Here is a 23,966-nt window from a genome sequence, read left to right on the forward strand (position 1 = left end):
GCCCTTCGTTATTGCCACCTCTCCAACTGGGCCCCGGCCTTCGCCGGGGTGGTGGCCGGTAAGCCGGGATGGTGGCCAGTAAAAATCGTTCGACCCCAAGCATGTTTCCCCGCGAAGGCGGGGACCCAGACTGGGCTCCCGCCTTCGCGGGAGAACAGGGAAGGGCCGCCCGGTGACGGCGCCACCTTCCTCGTACTCTCGAGTCGATCAGCCCTCGGTGCGCGGCAGGCCCAATGGATTGTCGTGCTTGACCGCCTTCGGCAGCAGCGCGTCCGGCAGGTCCTGGTAGCATACCGGGCGCAGGAAGCGCTCGATCGCCGCCGTACCGACCGAGGTCGTGCGCGGGTCCGACGTCGCGGGGAAAGGTCCGCCATGCACCATCGCAGGAGCAACCTCGACGCCGGTCGGCCAGCCGTTCGCGAGGATGCGGCCGGCCTTGCGCTCGAGCACCGGCACCAGTGCCGCGGCGTCGGCATAATCGCCTTCGTCGATCTGCAGCGTGATCGTCAGCTGACCCTCGACCTGTTCGAGAACCTGGCGGACCTCGGCGAGGTCGGCGCAGCGGACGATGATCGAGGCAGCCCCGAACACTTCATGCGACAGCGCAGGGTCGGCGACGAACGCCTTACCAGTGGTCGAGAACAACGCCGCACGACCGCGGTTTGCGCCCTCCGCCTCGGTGCCGCGGGCGAGCGTCTCGACCGCGTCGTGACCGGCAAGCGCGGCGACGCCCTTGTCGTAGCTGGCATGGATGCCGGGGGTCAGCATGACCTGCGGCGCAGCTTCGCCGAGCGCTGCGGCGGCGGCTTCGACGAATTTGTCGAGGTCAGGACCGTCAACCGCGACGACGATACCGGGGTTCGTGCAGAACTGCCCCGAGCCCATCGTCAGCGAACCGACATAGGCCTTGCCGAGTGCTTCGCCGCGCGCCGCAAGCGCCGCAGGAAACAGGATGACGGGGTTGACGCTGCTCATCTCGGCATAGACCGGAATCGGCTCGGGGCGGGCTGCGGCGAGTGCCACCAGGGCCAAGCCACCGCCGCGCGAGCCGGTGAAGCCGACCGCCTTGATGCGCGCGTCCTTGACGAGTGCTGCGCCCAGTTCGTTCGCCGGACCCTGGACCAGCGAGAACACGCCCTCGGGCAGGCCGCACTTGGCGACTGCGGCCTGGATCGCCTTGCCGACCATCACCGACGTGCCGGGATGCGCGGGGTGACCCTTGACCACGACAGGGCAACCGGCGGCGAGTGCGGACGCGGTGTCGCCGCCAGCGACCGAGAAGGCGAGCGGGAAGTTCGAGGCACCGAACACCGCGACCGGGCCGACCGCGATGCGGCGCTGGCGCAGGTCGGAACGGGGGGCGGGCTTACGATCGGGCTGTGCTTCGTCGATGATGACCGAGGCCCAGGCGCCGGCGCGGAGATGCTTGGCGAACAGGCGGAGCTGGCCGGTGGTACGGCCGCGCTCGCCTTCGAGGCGTGGGCGGGGCAGGCCGCTTTCCTGGATCGCGCGGGCGACGAGCGGCTCGTGGATCGCCTCGATCTCGTCGGCGATCGTCTCGAGGAATTTCGCGCGGGTTTCCGGGTCGGTCTCGCGGAAAATGTCGAAGGCGGCCTCGGCGAGCTTGCATGCCTCGGCGACATCGGCCTCGCTCGATACGGCGAAGGCGGGCTCGATCTTCGCGTCGGTCGACGGATCGATCGCGAGGAAGGTGACGTCGCTGCTTACGGCGCGCGCGCCGATCGGGAAGGTACCGTCCATGTCAAATCTCCAAGCGTTCGGAGCGGCCCTGCCGATCGAGGGCAGGACCGCGAATGATGCTGGCCATGAAGTAAGGTTGGGAGCGATAACACGCAACCCAAGCTTGCTCCGACGGTGATGTGCCTGATGATATCGATTGCAGGCTGATTATCCCGCATTCCCCTGCTAGACGTCGGTGATGGGGACCATCACGCGCAAGCCGCGCACCGCAACCGGACGCCGGAGCGGAGCACCGACTATTTCCGACGTCGCGGCGCTCGCCGGCGTTTCGCCGATGACCGTATCGCGCGTCATCAACGGCGAAGCCAAGGTGCGCGATGCGACCCGGGACGCGGTCAACGCCGCGATCGCGACGCTTCACTACGCCCCGAACCGAGCCGCGCGCAGCCTCGCCGGTGGCGGGCAGATGCGGATCGGGCTGCTCTACAGCAATCCGAGTTCGGCCTATCTCAGCGAGTTCCTGGTCGGTAGCCTCGAACAGGCGAGCCGCAGCGACGTGCAGCTTGTCGTCGAGAAATGCGACATCGGCGATCACGAGATCGAGGTGGCACGGCACATGATCGAGAGCGGGATCGACGGCGTGATCCTGCCGCCACCGCTGTGCGATTCACGCGCCGTGCTCGACGTGCTGACGGAGGCTGGCGTGCCGACCGTCGTCGTGGCGACCGGCTCGCCGCCGAGCGGGTCGGCGGCGGTCACGATCGACGACTTCGAGGCAGCACGCGCGATGACCGAACATCTCGTCAAACTGGGGCATTCGCGAATCGGGTTCATCATCGGCAATCCGAACCAGACGGCAAGCGAGCTGCGTCACCAGGGCTATCTGGCGGCGATGGCGGATGCAGGGCTGCCGGCCGACGACTCCCTCGTGGTCGGCGGATTGTTCACCTATCGATCGGGGCTCGACGGGGCGGAGCAACTGCTCGACGCGAAGGATCCGCCGACTGCGATCTTCGCGAGCAACGACGACATGGCGGCGGCAAGCGTTGCGGTCGCGCATCGCCGCGGGCTCGACGTGCCGGGCGACCTGACCGTGTGCGGGTTCGACGACAGCGCGCTCGCGACGACGATCTGGCCGGAGCTGACCACCATCCATCAGCCGATCGCGGACATGTCGCGCGCGGCGGTCGAACTGCTCGTGGCGGCGATCTCGCATCGTCGTGGCGGCGGTAAGGATCACAACGGCCACGTCGTGCTCGACTATACGCTGGTCCGGCGACAGTCGGATGCGGCACCGCGCCGCCGCCCACCCGCGAGCGTGCACGCTTGACCGACTCCCGGTGGTCGCGGTAGCGCTCCCATCGGATAATAGACCGCGTCTAGGAGAGTTTGCAGTGGACCGTGTACCGGTGAAGCCGTTCCGATCGCGCGACTGGTTCGCCGATCCCGCCCGCTCGGACATGACCGCGCTGTATCTCGAACGCTTCATGAATTACGGGCTGACCCCGGCAGAATTACGCTCGGGACGGCCGATCATCGGCATCGCCCAGTCGGGTAGCGACTTGAGCCCGTGCAACCGCATCCATCTCGAACTCGCCAAGCGGACTCGCGACGGCATCCGCGACGCTGGCGGCATCGCGATGGAGTTTCCGGTCCATCCGATCTTCGAGAATTGCCGGCGTCCGACCGCGGCGCTCGATCGCAACCTGGCGTATCTGGGGCTGGTCGAGACGCTGTACGGCTATCCGATCGATGCGGTCGTGCTGACCACCGGCTGCGACAAGACCACGCCATCGGGGATCATGGCGGCGTCGACCGTCGATATCCCGGCGATCGTGCTGTCGGGCGGGCCGATGCTCGACGGCTGGCATGACGGCGAACTGGTCGGGTCAGGCACCGTGATCTGGCGCAGTCGGCGCAAGCTGGCGGCGGGCGAGATCGACGAGGAGGAGTTCCTCAACCGCGCCACCGACAGCGCGCCGTCCGCCGGACATTGCAACACGATGGGCACCGCGTCGACGATGAACGCGGTCGCCGAGGCGCTCGGACTGTCGCTGACCGGGTGCGCGGCGATCCCCGCGCCGTACCGCGAGCGCGGCCAGATGGCGTACGAGACCGGCCGGCGGATCGTCGAGATGGCGTATGAGGATCTGCGCCCGTCGAAGATTCTCACCCGCGACAGCTTCCTCAACGCGATCCGGGTGGTCAGCGCGATCGGCGGATCGAGCAACGCGCAGCCGCACATCATGGCGATGGCGCAGCATGCCGGTGTCACGCTGTACCCGGAGGACTGGTCCGATCACGGCTATGACCTGCCGTTGCTGGTCAACATGCAGCCGGCGGGCAAGTATCTCGGCGAGCGGTTCCACCGCGCGGGCGGTGTGCCTGCGGTGCTGCACGAGCTGATCGCGGGCGGGAAACTCGACACGAGCTGCCTGACCGTCACCGGGCGGTCGATCGGCGAGAACATCGCGGGCCGCGAGACGCGCGACCGCGAGATGATCAAGCCGTTCGACGCGCCGATGATGGAGCGCGCGGGCTTCCTGGTGCTGAAGGGCAATCTGTTCGACTTCGGGATCATGAAGACCTCGGTGATCTCGCCGGCGTTCCGCGCGCGCTATCTCTCGACGCCGGGCGCGGAAGATCGGTTCGAGGCGCGGGCGATCGTGTTCGAGGGTTCGGACGATTATCACCACCGGATCAACGATCCCGCGCTCGACATCGACGAGGGCTGTATCCTCGTGATCCGCGGCGCGGGGCCGATCGGCTGGCCGGGCTCGGCGGAAGTCGTCAACATGCAGCCACCCGACGCGCTAATCCAGCGCGGCGTGCTGGCGCTGCCGACGCTCGGCGACGGGCGGCAGTCGGGGACGTCGGACAGTCCGTCGATCCTGAACGTCTCGCCTGAGAGCGCGGTCGGCGGCGGACTGTCGTGGATCCGGACGGGCGACGTGGTGCGGATCGATCTGGTCGCGGGCACGTGCGATGCGCTGGTCGCGCCGGACGAGATCGCGCGACGCAAGGGCGAGGGGCTGCCCCCTGTGCCCGAGAGCAATACGCCGTGGGAGGAACTGTACCGCGAGAAGACCGGGCAGCTCGCCGAGGGCGGCGTGCTCGACTTCGCGGTGAAGTATCGCGGGATTTCGGCGAAGACCCCTCGTCATAACCACTGAGGGCTTGGGGGCACGGCGCAGCGCACGGCGTCCTGCCCCCTCATCGCCTTCTGACGCCGAGGGCGGATGAGTTTGTTCAGCCCTGCGCGATGGTCAGCGACATCGCGATCGTCCGGGTCTCGTCCGGCGCCAGGATCGTCGGGTCCGCCAGGTTCAGCGCATTGGGCATGTCGCTCACCGGTTCGGCACAGAAGAAACCTAAACCCGGCGGCGTGAAGACGTGGAGATAGGGCGTGCCCTCGCCCGTCAGCGTGATCGTGTCGTCGCGCGTCGCGATCGTCGCGTCCTTGCTCCAGCCTTCATAGGCGTTGTCGATCAAGGTCGAGCGTACGACCGTTTCGCCCGTCGACCAATCGGCCAACTGGTTCGCGCCGGCACGCTCGGTCGGGAGCATCGCGTCGTCGGCAAGCCAGACCGATTTCGCGTCGAAGCTCAGGCGCGTGTCGGCATCGGCGGAGAAATAGGGATGGAAACCCAGTCCGGCGGGCATCGCGCGGTCGGTGGTGTTCTGCACCGACAGCGATACGTGAAGGCCGGACTCGTCGAGCGAGACATGCTGTTCGGCGCGGTAGGACCACGGCCAGTTCGCGTCCGCTTCATGCGTATGGACCAGCACCGCCAAGCCCGCATCCGACGCCTGCACGTCCCAGCCGCGCAGCCAGCCGACGCCGTGCAAAGGATGATCCTGCCCCTCCATGTTGCGGGGAAGCGCGTACGACTCCCCCGCGAACATGAACCGGCCATCGGCGATGCGGTTCGCGTAGGGCACCAGCGGGAAACACGCGGTTTCCAGCGGGTTGGTCGCGCCCGCCGGCGTCGGGCGCAACACGTCGCGGCCCTGGAAGGTGAGGGCGGCAATCGTGCCGCCCAGTTCCGGCTGGAGCGCGACCTTCCAGTCGCCCGCTTCGAGGTGGAGCATCAGCCCTCCATGTCCTCGAGCTCGCGACCACGCGTCTCGGAGACCATCTTCCACACGAAGAAGAACGAGACGAAGGCCGACAGTGCGTAGAAGCCGTAGGTTAGCGACAGGCCGAGCGAGATCGCCATCGTCGGGAAGCTGACCGAGATCGCGAAGTTGGCGAACCACTGTGCGAAGCCCGCGACCGCCAGACCCGAACCGCGGATCTGGGTCGGGAACATCTCGCCGAGCATCACCCACATGATCGGGCCCCAGCTCAGGTTGAAGAACACGACGTACGCATTGGCCGCGATCAGCGCGATCAAGCCGTTCTGGTCTGAGAGACGCAACGAACCCTCGACGATCGCACCGCTGGCAAAGCAGATGCCGACGATCGCAAGCGTGACGGTCATGCCCGCCGAGCCGATCAGCAACAGCGGCTTGCGCCCGACCTTGTCGACCAAGGCGACCGTCAGCAGGCACGCGACGATCGACAGCGAGCCCGACAGGATGTTGATCAGCAGCGCGTCGCTTTCGCTGAAGCCGACCGACTGCCACAGCACCGAGCCGTAATAGAACACGATGTTGATGCCGACGAACTGCTGGAAGATCGCGAGGCCGATGCCGGTCCAGACGATCGGGCGGATCTTGCCGCTCGCCTTGTCGATCAGGTCGGACAGCTTGGGACGATGCGCGTCGGCTGACAGCGAACCGCGGATCTCGGCGACCTTACGCTTGGCTTCGGTGGCGCCGAACAAGCGCGTAAGGACGGTCTCGGCTTCGTCGTAGCGCCCCTTGAGGACCAGGAAGCGCGGGCTTTCGGGGATCAGGAACAGCGTCACGAGATAGATCGCGGCAGGAATGACCTGCATCCAGAACATCCAGCGCCACGCCGGATAGTCGAGCCAGAACAGCGCGGTCGACGAGCCGGCGATCCGCGCGAGATACCAGTTGGCGACGAACGCACCAGTCAGGCCGGTGATGATCATGATCTGCTGCACGCTCGACAGCCGGCCACGGACGTTCGCGGGGACGACTTCGGAGATGTAGACCGGCGCGAGCACGCTGGCGGCACCGATGCCGAGCCCGCCGATGATGCGGGCGAGCACGAACATCGTCGCCGAAGTCGCTGCGCCCGCACCCAAAGCGCTGATGATGAAGAGCACCGCGGCGATCATCATGACGTTGCGGCGGCCGAGATTGTCGGCGAGCCTGCCCGCCATGAACGCGCCGACCGACGAGCCGATCAGGATCGCGCCGACGGTGAAGCCGGTGCCGAGCGACGACAACGCGAACGTGCTTTCGAGCCCCGCCTGCGTGCCGTTGATGACGCCCGAGTCATAGCCGAACATGAAGCCGCCGATCGTCGCGACGATGACGATCATCGCGATAAGCGCTCGGTTCACGTGTTGGCCGGAATCTGCCGCAATGGTCATTGGTTTTCCTCTCTGGTGCAACGCTCTGGCGGCGTTTTGCGCATTATAGTGTGAATAGTGTGATGGGGTCGACGAGCACGCCGGGGACGGCGACGCGGAAGGTGAAGAGATTGCCGGCGAGCGGCTGCGCCGCGCGGGCGTCGTCGTCGAGCCCCTTGGCCGCGGTCGTCGCATAGGCGGTGCGACCATCGGGACCGCCGAGTGCGATCTTGGTGATGTTGGCCACCGGGAAGCGGACGACATCGGTAAGGCTGCCATCGGGGGCATAGCGTCGTGCTGCCCAGCCGCCGAAGAAACCGACCCACACGCCACCCTCGGAATCGCAGATCGCGCCGTCGGGGTGTCCGTCGTCCGGGCCGACGGTCAGGAATACGCGCGGCGCGCCGAGCGTGCCATCGGCGGCGATCGGATACGCGCTGATCGTCTTGCCGAGCGTGTCGACGGCGTAGAGCGTGCGGCCATCGGGCGAGATCGCCGGGCCGTTGGTGATCGCGACGGGCGGGATGTCGGTCTTGGTCAGCGCGCCGTCATGCCAGTGATAGACATGGCCGGTGAGGTCCGCCTCGGCATTGTCCATCGTCCCGAACCAGACACGGCCCGAGGGATCGCGTGCCGCATCGTTGAGGCGGTTGCCGGGTGTTTCGGGGTGAACCGCGGCGAGATGCTCGAACGCGCCGGTTGCCGGATCGAACCGGTGGAGGCCGCCGCGGATCCCCGCGAGGAAGTCGCCATCGTCGGTGGGGATCACCCAGCCGACCTGATCGGGCGCTTCCCACGTGTCGAGCGTTGCGGTCGCCGGATCGAACCGGTGCACGCACGGTGCCTTGATGTCGACGAACCAGAGTGCGGCGTCGCGCGCGATCCAGATCGGGCCTTCGCCGAGCGTCGCGCCGACGTCGCAGACGCTTTCCGCGGTGATCTCGTTCGTCATGTCAGCGCCAGCCGGCGTCGACGAAATAATCGTGACCGGTGCACATCCGTGCATCGTCCGACGCGAGGAACAGCACCAGCGCGGCGACGTCGGCGGGCTGGACACGGGTCTTCAGGCACTGTGCGGCGATGATCTCCGCCTCGCCCTCGGGCGTGTACCATTTCAGCTGGCGCGGCGTTTCGACGTTGCCGGGGACGATCGTGTTCACGCGAATGCCGTCGCCACCGAGGTCGCGGGCCATCGCGCGGGTCATGCCCTCGATGCCGGCCTTGGCAGTCTGGTAGATCAGCAGTTCGGGCAGCGCGAGATGCCACGAGATCGAGCCGAAGTTCAGGATCACGCCGCCGCCGGCGCGCTTCATCGACGGCACCACGGCCTGGCCTGCGAAGAACAGGTGGCGCAGGTTGGTCGCCATCCGCTCGTCCCAATAGGCGGGCGTGACCTCTTCGATGCTGTGGCGATCGTCGTTGGCGGCGTTGTTGATCAGGATGTCGATCCCGCCGAGCCGGTCTTCGATTCCGGCGATCGTCGTTTTCAGGGCGTCGATATCGCGCAGGTCGAGCGATGCGAAGATCGGCGCGGTCGCGACGTCGGGCGTCAGCGTTTCGATCAGCGCGTTCGCCGCGTCCTCGGCCATGTCGACGAACGCGACGTGCGCGCCCTGCCGTGCGAACGCCTCGACCAAGCCTGCACCGATCCCCGACGCGCCGCCGGTGATCAAGACGCGCTTGCCCTTGAGGCTGGGATAGATCGCCGTCTGGTCGGCGGCTTGGATCTTCTGCAACACGGGCTTACGCTCCCTGGTTCTTGGTGGGCGCGAGCAGGCCCCGGCCTGCCAGATTGCGCATGAGATCGCCGATGCCGTAATTCCACGGTGCCGCGTCCTTCGACGTCGTCACCGGATTGACGAGCGCACCGAGCTTCGGATTGGAGATCGTGACGACGTCGCCGACCGCATGCGTGAAACCGCGACCGGGCTCGTCGCGGTCCTGCGTCGGCGCGAACAGCGTGCCGAGGAACAGCACGAAGCCGTCGGGATATTGATGCTCGCTCATCGCCTGGCGGACGAGCTCCTCGGGATCGCGGCTGATCTGGTCCATCGAACTGCTACCGTCGAGCCGATAGCCCTCGGCACCCTCGATCGTCAGCGCGATCTGCGCGGCGCGAACGTCGTCCATGCCGAAAGTCTCGTCGAACAGGCGGATGAACGGGCCGATCGAGCAGGACGCGTTATTGTCCTTCGCCTTGCCGAGCAGGAGCGCAGACCGCCCCTCGAAGTCGCGCAAATTGACGTCGTTGCCTAGCGCCGCGCCGACAGTCTTGCCGGTGCGGTCGACGATCAGGACGACTTCCGGCTCCGGGTTGTTCCAGGTGGAGTCGGAGCGGATGCCGATCTCGCCACCCCAGCCGATCGTGGAAAGCGTCGGGCTCTTGGTGAAGATCTCCGCGTCGGGGCCGATCGCGACTTCGAGATATTGCGACCACATGCCGTCCTCGATCAGCGCGGCCTTCAGCGCGGCGGCCTCGGGCGAGCCGGGGACGACCGAGCGGATGCTGCCACCGACGCGCTCTTCGAGGCGGGCGCGGACCGCAACGGCGGCCGACGCATCGCCCCGCGCGCGTTCCTCGATCACGCGCTCGAGCGCGGAGACGGCGAAGGTGACGCCGGAAGCCTTGACGCACTGGAGGTCGATCGGGCTCAGCAGGCGGACGTCCGCGGTGGCATCGGGTGAGAGCGATAGGTCGTCGAGATGGCCGAGATCGGTGCCGGCAGCAGTATCGAACTTGCCGCTCGCGATCAGATCGGCGACGGTCGGTGCGACGTACGACATATCATACACGCGGCCGCCGCGGACGATGACCGGGGTCGGCCCGTCGCCCAATTCGATTCGGCCGAGCAACGCCGCCTGTTCCCAATCGGCGGGCAAGGCCCATGCCGATGCGAATGCGATCTCCACGATGTAATCCCCTCCAGGTTTGTTAGCGGTACCGTATGCTGCGCAGCGACAGCGTCAAGTCCCCAATGTGGCATCCCGTTGCGCGAAGCTGATGTCGATCGGGCTTGCGCAAACCGTAAATGAACGACATTAATCTTACAAATGATATGTGCGAAGAGCGCCGACACCGTTGCTACGAGCAGCTGGGCGGGGAACTGGGAGAGGATGATGATCGCGATGTGCAGCTCGAAGCCGGCAACGCCCGAATTTTGATGATAGCGATATCATTCTGCTCCGTCCGCGACGGCTTCGCGGGCAATTATCGCGTGTATATCGGCACCGATACCGAGGGGCGGGGGATCGGCTGTGCCGACCGCGCCTCTGCGCAAAAGGATTGAAGATGGTTCGTATGAAGAGCGTACTCGCCGGGCTGGCGCTGTCGGCGTCGATAATTTCCAGCGTCGCGACTGCGCAGACCACCACCGAGATCCCACGTATGGTGACGACGAACGGCCGGCATGCGCTGATGGTCGATGGTGCGCCGTTCCTGATGCTCGCGGGGCAGGTCAACAACAGCAGCAATTATGCGTCGGCCTTGCCGCAGGTCTGGCCGCTGCTCGACCGGATCCACGCGAACACGGTGGAGATCCCGATCGCGTGGCAGCAGGTCGAGCCGGTCGAGGGCAAGTTCGATCTCTCGTTTCTGCAGACGTTGCTCGATCAGGCGCGCGTGCATGACAAGCGCATCGTGCTGCTCTGGTTCGGGACGTGGAAGAACACCTCGCCGGGCTACACGCCGGACTGGTTCAAGGCCGACAACAAGCGCTTCCCGCGGATGAAGGCGAAGGACGGCACCGACCATTACGTCCATTCGCCGATGTTCCGCGCGACGCTGGAGGCGGACAAGCGCGCGTTCGTCGAGGTAATGAAATACCTAAAGGCGCATGACCCGCAGAACACGGTGATCATGGTACAGCCCGAGAACGAGGTCGGCAGCTATCGTTCGCCACGCGATTACGGTCCGCAGGCGAATGCGGTGTTCGCGAAACCCGTGCCTGCCGAACTGGCGAGGGCGCTGAAGAAGCCGGGCGGGAGCTGGACGCAGATGTTCGGTGCGCAGGCGGATCGCGCGTTCAACACCTGGCATACCGCGCGGTTCGTCGATGAGATCGCGGCGGCCGGCAAGGCGATCAAGCCGTTGCCGATGTACGTCAACGCGTCGCTCGCCGGGCCGTCGAACGTCCCCGATCCGACCGGCGTCGCGAGCGGCGGGCCGCAGCAGGACGTGCTCGATATCTGGAAGGCGGCGGCCCCCGCGATCGATTTCGCCGCGCCCGATATCTACGACCGCGATGCGGGCCACGTCGCGCTGTACCTCGACGCCTATGCGCGGCCGGACAACGCGCTGATGGTGCCCGAGATCGGCAACGCGAAGGAATTTGCGCGTTTCTTTTGGGTGGCGCTCGGACACGGCGCAATCGGTTACGCGCCGTTCGGCATGGATGACACCGGGTATTTCAACTACCCGCTTGGGGCGAAGGCACTCGATCCAGAAACGGTCGATGCGATCGGCGCCAAATACGGTGTGCTGGCGACGATGGGGCGCGACTGGGCGAAGATCGCCTTCGAGCATCCGACCTGGGGGGCGGCGAAGCCCGATGATGGCGCGAACCAGACCACGACGATGGGCAACTGGACGATCGCCACGAGCTATGGCGAATGGCAGTTCGGGCAGAAGGGCTGGACCTGGATCAAGTCCGAGCCGCCCGCCTGGGCGAAGGAAGCGGTCGGCGGGGTCGCGGTCGCGCATCTGTCGCCGAACGAGTTCCTCGTGGTCGGCGATCACGTCCGCCTGAACTTCGGCACCGCGAAGGATGGCCCGAAGAACGGCTCCGTATTCCGCGTCGAGGAGGGCCGCGTGGTCGACGGGCGCTGGGTGATGAGCCGCATCTGGAACGGCGACCAGACCGATTACGGGATCAACCTCATCACGCCGGTCATCCTGAAGGTGACCATGGGCAGCTACAAGTAACGAGCCGCGACGCTCGACGATATCAAAGGAACGATGATGACGAAGGCTTTTGGTTTCGCGCTGCTGTTGGCTGGCAGCGCACTCACCCCGGCGGTTGCGCAAGCGCAGACGGCCAAGGGTAGTTTCGAGACGATCGCGAACGGGATCGGCGTTGCGCCGTCGAGCGGTCCGGCGGGCTGGGTCGAGGTGACGGTGCATGGTGACGGGATCATCCACGTCGTCGCCAGCCCGACGCGCGTGACGACCGCGCCCAGCCTGATGGTGCCGACGCCGCCCATCGCTGGCCAGTACACGGTCACGCGCGCCGGCAAGCGCGTGCTGGTCGCGACCGCGCGCGACACCGCCGAGGTCGATTTGAAGACCGGCCGCGTCCGCTTCCTCGACAAGGCGGGCAAGGTCGTGCTCGATCAGGCCGCCGCCCCGGCGTTCGCCGCGACCAGTGCGGACGGGAAGTCGTTCGTCGTCGCGTCGCAGCAGTTCAACCGCGGCACGGACGAGGGGCTTTACGGGCTCGGCCAGCACCAGAATACGCAGATGGATTACAACGGCGAGGACGTCGAACTCGCGCAGCACAACATGGATATCGCCGTCCCGTTCGTCGTCTCGACGCGCAACTACGGCCTGTTGTGGGATAATGACGGGATCACCCGCTTCGGCAATCCGCGGCCGTATTCGCTGGTGGGTACCGATGGCCTGAAGGTCACGAGCGGCGGCAAGCCCGGCTTCACGGCGCAATATTATCTCGGCGATCGGCTGGCGGTGACGCAGCAGGAAGCGTCGATCAACTACCAGTATATCAAGGATCAGGCGAAGTGGCCCGCCGCTGCCAAGGCGCAGACGGTCGCCGCGACCGGGGGCCAGAACACCGCGGGCAACGCGGTGCAGACGCAGAAGGTCGTGTGGACCGGCGACGTAACGCCCGACGTTAGCGGCGTGCACAAGTTCCAGCTCTACGGCTCGAGCTATTTCAAGGTGTTCGCGGACGGCAAGGAAGTGCTGAACCGCTGGCGCCAGAACTGGAACCCCTGGTACGCGAATTTCGACCTGCCGATGACCAAGGGCAAGCAGGTCAAGGTGCGGATCGAGTGGGAGCCGAACGCAGGCTATATCGCGCTGCTCCACAATAATCCGCTCGCCGCGCCCGATCGCCATTCGGTGTGGTTCACCAGCGATATCGCGAAGTCGGTCAACTATTGGTACGTGCCCGGCAAGGACATGGACGATGTCGTTGCGGGCTATCGCTCGCTGACGGGCAAGGCCGTGATGATGCCGAAATGGGCGTACGGCTTCTGGCAGTCGCGCCAGCGGTACAATACGCAGGACGAGGTCGTCGATGTCGTCAAGACGTATCGCGACCTGAAGATCCCGCTCGATAATATCGTCCAGGACTGGTTCTACTGGCCCGAGAATGCATGGGGCAGCCATGCGTTCGACAAGGCGCGCTTCCCCGAGCCGCAGAAGATGGTCGACAAGATCCACGACATGAACGCGCGCTTCATGATCTCGGTGTGGCCGAAATTCTATCCGACGACCGAGAACTACAAGGAGCTGGCGGCGAAGGGCTATACCTATCGCGGGAACCTCGATTACGGGAACAAGGATTGGGTCGGGCCGGGCTATCTGAACACCGATTACGATCCATATGCACCCGAGGCGCGGACGATCTACTGGCGGCAGATCAAGGACAGCCTCGCGAAGATCGGCACCGATGCGTGGTGGCTCGATGCGAGCGAGCCCGACATCCATTCGAACCTGTCGATCCCCGAGCGGATCGCGACGATGGGTCCGACAGCGGCCGGGCCGGGCGCGCAGTATTTTAACAGCTATCCGCTGGTGCATGTCGGCGCGGTCTATGACGGCTGGCGCCAGTACAAGCCCGACGTCCGGCCTTTCATCCTGACGCGGTCGGGGTTTGGCGGGTTGCAGCGCGAGGGTGCCGCGGTGTGGTCTGGCGACGTGGCGAGCCGCTGGTACGATCTGCGCGCACAAATCTCGGCGGGCGTGAACATCTCGATGTCGGGCATCCCGAACTGGACGCACGACATCGGCGGGTTCGCGCTGGAGGATCGTTATGCGACCAAGACGCCGACCGCGGCGAACCTCGACGAATGGCGCGAGCTGAACCTGCGCTGGTTCCAGTTCGGCGCGTTCAGCCCGCTGTTCCGCAGCCACGGCGAGGCGCCGTACCGCGAAATCTACGAGATTTCGCCGGAAGGCTCGCCGATGCGGCAATCCATGGTTTGGTACGACCAGCTTCGTTACCGGCTGATGCCCTATATCTACACGGTCGCGGCGGACACGTGGTTCAAGGACGGCAGCATCATGCGCGGCCTCGTGATGGACTATCCGAACGACGTGCAGGCGCGGAAGGTGAACGACGAATATCTGTTCGGCGACAGCTTTCTCGTCGCGCCGGTGACCGAGTACAAGGCACGGTCACGCGCGGTGTACCTGCCGGCGGGGACCGCGAGCTGGTATGATTTCCAGACCGGGCAGGTGTATCGCGGCGGGCAGACGGTCACGGTGGCCGCGCCGTTCGAGCGGATGCCGCTGTTCGTGAAGGCCGGCGCGATCGTGCCGATGGGGCCGGTCACGCAGTATGTCGACCAGAAGCCCGACGCGCCGCTGACGTTGTCGGTCTACACCGGCGCGAACGGCAGCTTCGGACTGTACGAGGATGACGGCACCAGCGAGCAGTATCGTGGTGGTGCGTACAGCCGGATCCCGGTGACGTATGACGATGCGACCGGCGTGGTGACGCTGGGGGCTCGCGAAGGGCAAGGGTACAAGACCATGCCTGCGAGCCGGACGGTGCGGGTGCAGTGGATGACGGCTGGGCGTCCGCTGGATCTCGATGGGGCGGGCGATGCGACGGTGACGTATCGTGGAGCTGCGGTGGAGGTGAAGCGGCCCGGTAAGTAAGGGCTGGCCGGGGCGGGGCGGTCGGGGCCCCTCCGTCATGCCGGGCTTGTTCCGGCATCCAGGGTGCCGCGGATCGAAGCTCAGTCGGAACGCGGTAAGACTGCCCTGCCACTACCCATTCTTCCACGAAAGCGGGGTGTGAGAGCTACGTACGCCATTGCTCGTAACCCTGGGCCCCGCTTTCGCGGGGGAACTAGCGTCGGATACTCTTGCGGTTTGTGGAGTGTGCGGCGCGGTGGATGCCGGAACGAGCCCGGCATGACAGGGTTTGTGCGGCGGACGTTCTGTCCCTCACCACCAGAAGACCCCCACCCCGGCGAAGGCCGGGGCCCAGTTGGGGGACGGCGGTAACAATACGGATCGCTTCGTTACCGCGACCTTTCCAACTGGGCCCCAGCCTTCGCCGGGGTGGGGGTTTTGTTGGAATGGTATCTCGTCAAATTGGCGGGCGGCGGACCTAGACCAGCCTACGCCCCTCCAACTTCAGCACCGGCACGAACCGCCCGCGCGTATTCGGCGGCATTGTCACATGCAGGCCCTTCGCGTCCTGCCGATGCGCGATCACGCCGCCACCGAGCAGCGTCACCCGCTCGACCACGCCACCATTCACCGTCCGTGCCAGCGAGCCGATCGTCGCCGCACCCTCGGGCCAACCAAGGAACATCGCGTACAGCGCGGCCTTGTTGGTCGTGAACCGGATGTCCCGCGCGGTGAACGGCTTCACCGTTTCGTTCTGCATCCCCGTCGGCAGGATCGTCGGACCTTCGCCATAGCGCCGCCACGGTCGCGAGCCGAAGATCGCTTCGCCATTGATCGCCACCCAGTCGGTCATGCCGTCGAGGATGTGCTCGACCTCGCTGTCGATCGAGCCGTCGCCCGGTTGCGGCACCGACAGCAGCAAATTGCCGTTCTTCGACACCACGTCGGCGAGCCGCTGGATCACCTCGGGCGCGCTCTTGTAGCTTTTGTCGCGGAGCCGGGCGACATTGTAGAACCAGTCGCCGAGGCAGGTGTCGGTCTGCCACGGTTCGTCCCAGATATGGTCGGTGAACCCGCGCTCGACGTCCTCGACCAAGCCGAAGCGATGCGCCGGCTGGATCTTCTTCGCGGTGAGGACGACGTCGATCTTGCCGTGCCATGCGATCGAGCGGTTGTAATAGTCGGCGACGGATTCGAGCCCGATCGGCCCGAACGGCAGTTCGTAATCGTCGAAATAGACCATGTCCGGCTTGTACTTGTCGATCAGGTCGGTCTGGCGGAGCAGCCACTTCGCGGCATAGCCGGGTGCATCCTTGGGGCCGTGCTCCATCCACTGACCATCATTTGCTTCATGCCACGCGTTCATCGCCGCGATGCTGTCGACCCCGTCGGGTGCAGCCATGTGCGCGCCGGTGTAGAGATGCTGCGGATCGAGGTCGTCCCACCATTTTCCCGCGCCGTCCGCTTTCCGGAGCGTCGACGCGTCGTAGCGGACGCCCTTCAAAGGCCCGGTCGGATCATAGGCGTAGCCGGTCTGGTACCAGTGCCAGGCGTGCGCGGCATGGTTCGAGACGCCGAACTTCAGCCCCGCCTTCCGCGCGGCCTTCTCCCAGATACCGACGACATCGCGCTTGGGCCCGACGCGCAACGTGTTCCAGTCGTGATAGCGGCTGTCGTAGCAGTCGAGATTGTCGTGATGGCAGGCGAGCGACATGATGTATTTCGCGCCGGCCTTCTTGTAGCGTTCGATCAGCGCGTCGGCATCCCAGCGGTCCGCGGTCCAGCGGTTCATGATGTCCATCATGCCGGTCTTCGACGGATGGCCGTACGTCTTGAGATGATGCTCGTACATCGGATGGCCCTGCATATACAGGAAGCGGCCATACCAATCGCCTTGCTCGGGCACCGCCTGCGGCCCCCAGTGCGACCATAGCCCGAGCTTCGCATCGCGGAACCAGTCGGGATAGCGATACGCGTTGACCAGCGACGACCATTCGGGCTTCACCGGCCCGGCGGCGTGTCCCATCGGACTCTGCGCGACCGCGCCACGCGCCGCGCCGAGCGCCGCTATGCCGGCAAGAACCGACCGCCTGCTGAAATCCATCTTCTGTCCTTACCGACCGAGGGTTTTCGCGATCGCGGCGCGCGCGAGCGGCTTCATTACGGCATAGCCTTGTGGCGTCGGGTGGACACCGTCGGTTGCATAGCCGGGCTTCATGCCGCCATCGGGCCCTGCAAGCGCGGCGTGATAGTCGACATAGGTGAAGCCGTTCTTCGCGGCATAACCGCGCAGCCACGTGTTGAACGCGACGATCTGCGGCGCAGGCTTCATCGCCGGGCTCCAGGGAAACGCGGCGGCGGGAGGGATCGAGGCGAGGATCACCTTGATGCCATGCGCGCGCGCGAGTTCGGCCATCGTCATGATATTGCCCTGCACGGTCTCGATCGTCGCCGCGCCGGTATTGCCCGCGATATCGTTGGTGCCCGCCATGATGTGGACCGCGCGCGGTTTCAGCGCGAGCACGTCGGCGCGGAAGCGGACGAGCATCTGCGGTGTGGTCTGGCCGCTGATCCCACGATCGACGAGGCCGCCGGTGAACAATGCGGCATCCGCGCCGATCCAGTTGTCGGTGATCGAATCGCCCATGAACACTACGCGCACCTTCCCACCCGAGCCGAGCAGCGCTGCGTTCTGTGCGGCGTAGCGGCAGAGCTGGGCGAAATCGCGCGTCAGCATGTGCAGTTTCCACCGCTCCCAGCCGGTCCCGTCGGTCGGCCTGGGGTGGATCGGGCAGGGATCCGCGACGATCCCGACCGGATCACCGGTGTAAGGATCGCCTGGAATCCGGGTTTGCGCGATACTGGGTTGCAGCGCGCAGCCCGCGAGCAACGACGCGCATACCGCACGTAGCAATCGTGTTTTGATCATATGCTGCCGTTTCCCCAAACCGTTTCATGTCTGACAATCTCCGAAGATGACGGAGTTTAATCTATTATAACCAAAAGTTACGGCTACCATCGACGCTATACTCTATCCGAGGGGAGTATCCCGAGAGGAATCCCTCTTCACAACCGCAAACTTCGTGATATGACAAATTAAGGCCGTTAGCGCTAACGCTAGCTCAAGAGGTCGAAGGAGGGAACGGGCAGGGTCGTCGATCCGAGCCGTACCATCGAAACTTGACGCGGGACTCCGCGTACCCGGAACGCAACTGCCCCGGGAAGCAATCGGCGGCGACACGGCAGCGTGGCGTGGTCAATCGATGTGTTGAAAGGGTTTGTCATGTTCGTCCGTTCGCAGCGCGAGATCGCGCTCCGTCTGCTCACCGGGTCCTCCGCCGCCGTGCTGGCCCTGAGCCTGACGCCAGCCGCGTTCGCGCAGGATGCAACGCCTGCTGCTCCCGTTGCTGCTGCTCCGGCTGCCGAACCACAAGCGTCACCCGATGCGCAGGCCACCAGCGGTGCGGTCGCCGCACCGAGCGGCGATTCCGGCCAGCCCGTCGAGGCGGCCTCGGCCCCCGGCGGCGACGACATCGTCGTGACTGGCGTCCGTGCCAGCCTGCGCAGCGCGCAGGCGATCAAGCGCAACTCCGACCAGATCGTCGACTCGATCGTCGCTGAAGACATCGGCAAGCTGCCCGATCGCAACGTCGCCGAAGCCTTGCAGCGTATCTCGGGCATCCAGATCCAGCGCAGCTACGGCGAAGGCAGCAGCGTCGCGATCCGCGGCCTGACGCAGGTCCGCACCGAGATCAATGGTCGCGACAGTTTTACCGCCAGCGGTAGCAACGGCCTGAGCTTCGAGGACGTGCCGTCCGAGCTTCTCGCCGGCGTCGACGTCTACAAGAACCCCGCGGCTGACATGATCGAGGACCAGATCAGTGGCACGATCAACTTGCGCACGCGCAAACCGTTCGACTTCGACGGCTTCCGTGCTTCGGCCAGCGTCACCAACAGCTATTTCGACCTGTACAAGAAGAGCAAGCCATCAGGTTCGCTGCTGCTCAGCGACCGCTGGGATACCGGCATCGGCGAGATCGGCATCCTGGTCGACGTCGCGTACCAGAAGACCGCATTCCGCCAGGACGTGATCTCGACCGAGCCGTTCTACACGCTGAATCCGGCCGTGGCATCGGACGCCGCGACGTTGGCGGCGCTCGGTCGTACCGGTCAGGTGACGACGTTGCCGCACGGTACCGGCATCGGCCAGACGCTCGGCGATCGGCGGCGCTTCGGCACCGACGTCTCCATCCAGTGGCGCCCGACCAGCACGCTGGAGTTCACCGGCGAAGTGCTGCGTTCGGACTATAAGTTCCAGTGGCAGGACTATAGCTATTTTGCGTACACCGGCGGCGATGCGATCACGCCTGCGGCTGGCGCGGCATTCACCTACGCACCCAATGGCGATTTCCAGAGCGGAACCTTCGCCAACGTGCCGACCGCGTCGAACACCAGCCTGACCCGGCGGCATTCGATTACGACCGATTATTCGCTGAACGGGAAATGGACGCCGTCCTCGAAGCTGACGATCACCGCCGATGGTCAGTATGTGCGCGGCACGACCAAGAACCTGCGCTCGATCGTCTCGCTCGCGTCGTCGCCGGTGACGCTGTACCAGGATATTTCTGGGACGATCCCGATCGTCAACATCACCAACGCGACCAGCCTGACCGACCCGAGCCAGTATAGCGTCGGCTATTATCTCGATCATATCGATCGTTCGACCGCCACCGACAAGACCGCGCGGCTCGACGTCGAATACAAGGTCGGCGACGGCTTCCTCCAGTCGATCAAGGTCGGCGGTCGCTTTGCCGATCGCAAGAACAGCACGCAGGATGCCGGCTATCGCTTCGTGTATGTCGGTCGCGCGATCGGCGATGGCGATCAGGAGCAGGCCAATCTGAGCGATTTCTTCCGCGGCAATGCCGACCTGTTCGGCAACGTCCTGGCGTTCCCGGCGGCGACCACGCTGGATTACGACGCGACGCTGAAGCAGCTCCAGATCGATTCGAAGGTTGCCTATGTCCCGAGCAGCCTGAACGAGCAGAGCCAGAAGACCTATACCGGCTATGCGACCGCCAAGTTCGCGGCGAACGCTCTGCCGATCCCGATCGACGGTACGCTTGGCCTGCGCGTCGTCAAGACCGAGCTGAACACGTCCGGGTTCATCGAGAACCGCACGTATAATCCGGCCACTGGCACCAACAACGATCCGACCACGACGCCGGTCAGCTACGATCAGAGCTACACGTCGGTACTGCCAAGCGCGAACATCCGCATCCACCTGACCGACAAGCTTCAGGCTCGCGTGGCGGCATCGAAGGCGATCGCCCGCCCGACCTTCAGCCAGCTGAATGCAAGCGTGTCGTTCTCGGAACCGGGCCGCAACGCCGATGGCTCGGTCGTTTCCGGTCCCTACACCGCGACCTTCGGCAATCCGTTGCTCAAGCCGTTGAAGGCCGATCAGCTCGACGGATCGCTGGAATGGTATTTCGCCAAGGCGGGATCGCTGACCGGTGCGGTATTCTACAAGAAGGTCCGGAATTTCATCCAGACCGTGTCGGTCGACCAGACGATCACCTATCCGAACGGCAATGCGTACGACTACCGCGTGACCACCTCGGCGAATGGCGACAAGGGCACGATCAAGGGCTTCGAGGTCGCGTACAACCAGTTCTTCGATTTCCTGCCCGCGCCGCTCGACGGCTTCGGCGTGCAGGCGAACTTCACCTATGTCGACAGCAAGGCCCCGAGCCCGCTGGCGGCCGATACGTCGGGCAATGCCGTTTCGGTGCCGCTCGAACTGCTGTCGAAGTACAGCTACAATCTCGTCGGCATCTACGAGAAGGGCAAGCTGTCCGCGCGTGCGGCGTATAACTGGCGCAGTAAATACGTGATCACGACCGCCGGCAACGGCACCGGATCGCTCCCCGTGATCAACAAGGGCTTTGGTCAGCTCGATGCGTCGGTGAACTACAACGTCACCGATCACTTCTCGCTGGGCGTCGATGGTACCAACCTGCTCGACACTCGTCGCGCGACCTATTTCGGCGTCGAGACGCGGCCGCGCGACGTGCAGTTGAACGATCGCCGGATCAGCGGGACCGCGCGCATAACCTTCTGATCTTCTCTTTCACCGTCTCTCCCACGACTGGCCGGATCTCACGATCCGGCCATTTTTTTTGTACGTCGGGATTTCGGGAAAGCGGTTGGCGCGCCCGGAGGGGTTCGAACCCCCGACCGAGGAGGTAGAAGCTCCTTGCTCTATCCAGCTGAGCTACGGGCGCGCGCTGCGGCGACGACTAGCGCGGATTGTGCGGGCTTGGAACCTCGATCATAATGTCGGTCATGGATATTGGTACGGATCACGCGCAGGGGGCGAAGCCGGTTGCCGCGAGCGCAGTCGGCGGCTCGCAGTTTCGCTATTTCGATTTCGTGATGGCGGCGTTCGTCACGATCCTGCTGCTGTCGAACGTGATCGGCGCGGGCAAGCGCGCGGTGATCGACCTGCCGTTCCTCGGTGCGTGGCCGTTCGGCGCGGGCATTCTCTTCTTTCCGGTCAGCTATGTGATCGGCGACGTCCTGACCGAGGTGTACGGCTATGCGTACGCACGGCGCTGCATCTGGGCGGGGTTCGGCGCGATGCTGTTCATGGTGTTCATGTCGGCGGTCGTCGTCGCGTTGCCGCCCGACGCTGGGTGGACCGGGCAGGCGGCGTACGAGTCCGTTTTCGGACAGGTACCGCGGATCGTGTTCGCGTCGATCTGCGCGTTCTGGGTGGGGGAGTTCGCCAACAGCTTCGTGCTCGCGCGGATGAAGATCTGGACTCAGGGGCGGATGCTGTGGACGCGGACGATCGGGAGTACGATCGTGGGGCAGGCGTTCGACAGCCTGATCTTCTACCCGCTCGCCTTCTACGGCGCGCCGGACTGGCCGGTGGAGGCGATGCTGATGGTGATGGTCAGCCAGTTCTTGCTGAAGGTGTCGTGGGAGGTGTTGCTGACGCCGCTGACCTATTTGGCGGTGGGCTGGTTGAAGCGGCGCGAAGGGGTCGATGTGTATGACCGGGGGACGGACTTCTCACCGTTCCGGACCCGGGTTTGACGCCTCGACCTTGACTGCTCTCCCGCGCACGCGGGAGTCCAGGGTTACGGTCGATGTGGGTGGTATCCTGGGCCCCCGCTTTCGCGGGGGAACAAGGGTTAGGCGCTGACGGCTTCGAGCAGGCCCTCAAACAAACGCCGGCCATCGGTGCCACCGTGTGCCGCTTCGATGCGACGCTCCGGGTGTGGCATCATGCCAAGCACGTTGCCCTTGTCGTTCAGCAGCCCAGCGATGTCGCGCGCGGAACCGTTGACGCTCTCCGCATAACGGAACGCTACGCGGCCTTCGCCTTCGAGGCGGTCGAGCGTTTCGGCGTCGGCGAAGTAGTTGCCGTCGTGGTGCGCGACCGGGAAGGAGACGCGTTCGCCGGCCGTGTACCCCGATGTGAACGTCGAGCTCGCAGTCTCGACGGTCAGCGCGACATCGCGGCAGACGAAGTTCAGCCCCTCGTTGCGCATCAGCGCGCCGGGCAGGAGCCCCGCCTCGGTCAACACCTGGAAGCCGTTACAGACACCCAGCACGGGCAAGCCCTTGCCAGCCTGCTCGACGACCGCGCGCATGATCGGCGACCGTGCCGCGATCGCGCCCGAGCGGAGGTAGTCGCCATACGAGAAGCCACCGGGGACCGCGACCAGGCCAACGTCCGCCGGCAAGTCCGCATCACCGTGCCAGACCATGAGCGGCTTGACCCCGGTCACCGCTTCCAACGCGACGGCGATGTCGCGGTCGCAGTTGGAGCCGGGGAAGACGATGACCGCAGTTTTCATGCGCGCTCGACCCGGTAATTCTCGATCACCGTGTTCGCGAGTAGCTTGCGGCACATGCCGTCGATCGTCGCGTCGTCGGTATCGTCGGCGACTTCCAGTTCGATCAGCTTGCCCTGGCGGACGTCCTGCACGCCGTCGAAGCCGAGGCTGCCGAGCGCGTGGTGGATCGCCCGGCCCTGCGGATCGAGCACGCCGGGCTTCAATGTCACGAAAACCTTGAGTTTCATTTACTTGCCCCGGTTCTTGCGATGCTTTTCGAGGTCGAGGACGGCGTTGTCCGCACCCTCGGGCAGCAGGCCGAGCCGGCGTGCAACCTCTTGATACGCCTCGACTTCACCACCGAGATCGCGACGGAAGCGATCCTTGTCCATCTTCTCGTTGGTTTCCATGTCCCACAGACGGCAGCCATCGGGGCTAATCTCGTCGGCGAGGATGATGCGACCGAAGTCGTTGTCGAAGATGCGACCGAATTCGAGCTTGAAGTCGACCAGGCGGATGCCGACGCCGGCGAACAGCCCACACAGGAAATCGTTCACGCGGATCGCGAGGTCGGCGATGTCGTGCATCTCCTCCTGGCTCGCCCAGCCGAACGCGGCGATGTGTTCGTCGGAGATCATCGGATCGCCGAGCGCATCGTCCTTGTAGTAATATTCGATGATCGTGCGGGGCAGTTTGGTGCCCTCCTCGATCCCGAGGCGCGTCGAGATCGAGCCCGCGGCGACGTTGCGAACGACGACTTCGATCGGGACGATCTCGACCTGGCGGATCAGCTGCTCGCGCATGTTGAGGCGGCGGATGAAGTGCGTCGGCACGCCGATATGATCGAGCAGCGTGAAGATGTGCTCGGAAATCCGGTTGTTGAGCACGCCCTTGCCGTTGATCGTGCCCTTTTTCTGGGCATTGAACGCGGTCGCGTCGTCCTTGAAATACTGGATCAGCGTGCCCGGCTCGGGACCCTCGTAGAGGATCTTGGCCTTGCCTTCGTAGATCTGGCGGCGGCGAGCCATGCGCGGTCCCCTGGAAATCGAGCGATGAAAATCGAGCGGCCCCAGCCTACGCGATATGCACCGCGAAGCCGAGGCCGGA

General features: G+C 65.2%; 18 protein-coding genes and 1 tRNA gene. 7 read left to right on the forward strand and 12 right to left on the reverse strand.

What is annotated here, in order from left to right; all coding sequences use genetic code 11:
• Window positions 1-207: 207 nt before the first annotated feature.
• Window positions 208-1,761, reverse strand: coding sequence for an aldehyde dehydrogenase (NADP(+)) (locus tag C8J45_RS04150; protein ID WP_107961954.1), 1,554 nt, complete (start codon window positions 1,759-1,761; stop codon window positions 208-210).
• 178 nt (window positions 1,762-1,939) lie between these two features.
• On the opposite strand from C8J45_RS04150, the gene C8J45_RS04155 reads away from it, so the two are divergent.
• Both C8J45_RS04155 and C8J45_RS04160 read left to right on the forward strand, forming a co-directional pair.
• The gene (locus tag C8J45_RS04155) at window positions 1,940-3,031 is read left to right on the forward strand and encodes a LacI family DNA-binding transcriptional regulator (protein WP_107961955.1); all 1,092 of its coding nucleotides are present in this window, start codon (window positions 1,940-1,942) and stop codon (window positions 3,029-3,031) included.
• A 64-nt stretch (window positions 3,032-3,095) separates the two neighbouring features.
• A complete protein-coding gene (locus tag C8J45_RS04160) occupies window positions 3,096-4,874 on the forward strand; it encodes an IlvD/Edd family dehydratase (protein WP_107961956.1) in 1,779 nt (592 codons plus the stop codon).
• Between the two features lie 76 nt (window positions 4,875-4,950).
• Here the strand turns inward: C8J45_RS04160 and C8J45_RS04165 are convergent, their stop codons facing one another.
• From C8J45_RS04165 to C8J45_RS04185, 5 genes are read right to left on the reverse strand one after another with little or no spacing between them, the layout of a single operon-like run.
• Entirely contained in the window at window positions 4,951-5,793 is an 843-nt protein-coding gene (locus C8J45_RS04165; protein ID WP_107961957.1) for an aldose 1-epimerase, read from the reverse strand.
• Complete coding sequence (locus tag C8J45_RS04170; protein WP_181321085.1) at window positions 5,793-7,208, reverse strand: sugar porter family MFS transporter; 1,416 nt, start codon at window positions 7,206-7,208, stop codon at window positions 5,793-5,795. The genes C8J45_RS04165 and C8J45_RS04170 overlap by 1 nt, the downstream gene beginning before the upstream one ends.
• Window positions 7,209-7,251: 43 nt before the next feature.
• Window positions 7,252-8,139 carry an SMP-30/gluconolactonase/LRE family protein gene (locus C8J45_RS04175; RefSeq protein ID WP_107961958.1) on the reverse strand — a complete coding sequence of 296 codons (888 nt, stop codon included), beginning with the start codon at window positions 8,137-8,139 and terminating at the stop codon, window positions 7,252-7,254.
• Between the two features lies 1 nt (window position 8,140).
• Window positions 8,141-8,926: an SDR family NAD(P)-dependent oxidoreductase gene (locus C8J45_RS04180; protein WP_107961959.1), complete on the reverse strand. Its 786-nt coding sequence runs from the start codon at window positions 8,924-8,926 to the stop codon at window positions 8,141-8,143.
• Window positions 8,927-8,930: 4 nt separating this feature from the next.
• Window positions 8,931-10,097, reverse strand: a complete 1,167-nt coding sequence (locus C8J45_RS04185) for a fumarylacetoacetate hydrolase family protein (protein ID WP_258191276.1) — start codon at window positions 10,095-10,097, stop codon at window positions 8,931-8,933.
• Window positions 10,098-10,216: 119 nt separating this feature from the next.
• Here C8J45_RS04185 and C8J45_RS04190 point away from each other — a divergent pair, with 119 nt between their 5' ends.
• Genes C8J45_RS04190 through C8J45_RS04200 form a run of 3 tightly spaced genes read left to right on the forward strand, consistent with a single transcriptional unit; the run spans window position 10,217 to window position 15,030 of the window.
• Window positions 10,217-10,474 carry a hypothetical protein gene (locus C8J45_RS04190; RefSeq protein WP_107961961.1) on the forward strand — a complete coding sequence of 86 codons (258 nt, stop codon included), beginning with the start codon at window positions 10,217-10,219 and terminating at the stop codon, window positions 10,472-10,474.
• An 11-nt stretch (window positions 10,475-10,485) separates the two neighbouring features.
• Window positions 10,486-12,108 carry a DUF5597 domain-containing protein gene (locus C8J45_RS04195; RefSeq protein ID WP_107962256.1) on the forward strand — a complete coding sequence of 541 codons (1,623 nt, stop codon included), beginning with the start codon at window positions 10,486-10,488 and terminating at the stop codon, window positions 12,106-12,108.
• Between the two features lie 36 nt (window positions 12,109-12,144).
• Window positions 12,145-15,030, forward strand: a complete 2,886-nt coding sequence (locus C8J45_RS04200; RefSeq protein ID WP_107962257.1) for a TIM-barrel domain-containing protein — start codon at window positions 12,145-12,147, stop codon at window positions 15,028-15,030.
• 457 nt (window positions 15,031-15,487) lie between these two features.
• On the opposite strand, the gene C8J45_RS04205 is transcribed toward C8J45_RS04200, so the two are convergent.
• A complete protein-coding gene (locus C8J45_RS04205) occupies window positions 15,488-17,113 on the reverse strand; it encodes an alpha-L-fucosidase (RefSeq protein ID WP_107961962.1) in 1,626 nt (541 codons plus the stop codon).
• A gap of 9 nt (window positions 17,114-17,122) precedes the next feature.
• On the reverse strand, window positions 17,123-17,938 hold the full coding sequence (locus tag C8J45_RS04210; protein ID WP_107961963.1) for an SGNH/GDSL hydrolase family protein: 816 nt from the start codon (window positions 17,936-17,938) through the stop codon (window positions 17,123-17,125).
• A 354-nt stretch (window positions 17,939-18,292) separates the two neighbouring features.
• On the opposite strand from C8J45_RS04210, the gene C8J45_RS04215 reads away from it, so the two are divergent.
• Window positions 18,293-21,133, forward strand: a complete 2,841-nt coding sequence (locus C8J45_RS04215) for a TonB-dependent receptor (RefSeq protein WP_107961964.1) — start codon at window positions 18,293-18,295, stop codon at window positions 21,131-21,133.
• 86 nt (window positions 21,134-21,219) lie between these two features.
• Here the strand turns inward: C8J45_RS04215 and C8J45_RS04220 are convergent.
• Window positions 21,220-21,296, reverse strand: a tRNA-Arg gene (locus C8J45_RS04220).
• A 61-nt stretch (window positions 21,297-21,357) separates the two neighbouring features.
• Here C8J45_RS04220 and C8J45_RS04225 point away from each other — a divergent pair.
• Window positions 21,358-22,113 (forward strand): queuosine precursor transporter, encoded by a 756-nt coding sequence (locus tag C8J45_RS04225; RefSeq protein WP_107961965.1) that lies wholly within the window; start codon window positions 21,358-21,360, stop codon window positions 22,111-22,113.
• A 98-nt stretch (window positions 22,114-22,211) separates the two neighbouring features.
• Here the strand turns inward: C8J45_RS04225 and purQ are convergent, their stop codons facing one another.
• From purQ to purC, 3 genes are read right to left on the reverse strand one after another with little or no spacing between them, the layout of a single operon-like run.
• Window positions 22,212-22,880 (reverse strand): phosphoribosylformylglycinamidine synthase subunit PurQ, encoded by a 669-nt coding sequence (purQ, locus tag C8J45_RS04230; protein WP_107961966.1) that lies wholly within the window; start codon window positions 22,878-22,880, stop codon window positions 22,212-22,214.
• Window positions 22,877-23,107, reverse strand: coding sequence for a phosphoribosylformylglycinamidine synthase subunit PurS (gene purS, locus C8J45_RS04235; protein ID WP_056050714.1), 231 nt, complete (start codon window positions 23,105-23,107; stop codon window positions 22,877-22,879). Before purS ends, purQ begins: the two co-directional genes overlap by 4 nt.
• Window positions 23,108-23,887, reverse strand: coding sequence for a phosphoribosylaminoimidazolesuccinocarboxamide synthase (gene purC, locus C8J45_RS04240; protein ID WP_056050712.1), 780 nt, complete (start codon window positions 23,885-23,887; stop codon window positions 23,108-23,110).
• Window positions 23,888-23,966 lie beyond the last annotated feature (79 nt).

This window comes from Sphingomonas sp. PP-CE-3G-477 (assembly GCF_003050745.1).
GTDB lineage: Bacteria > Pseudomonadota > Alphaproteobacteria > Sphingomonadales > Sphingomonadaceae > Sphingomonas.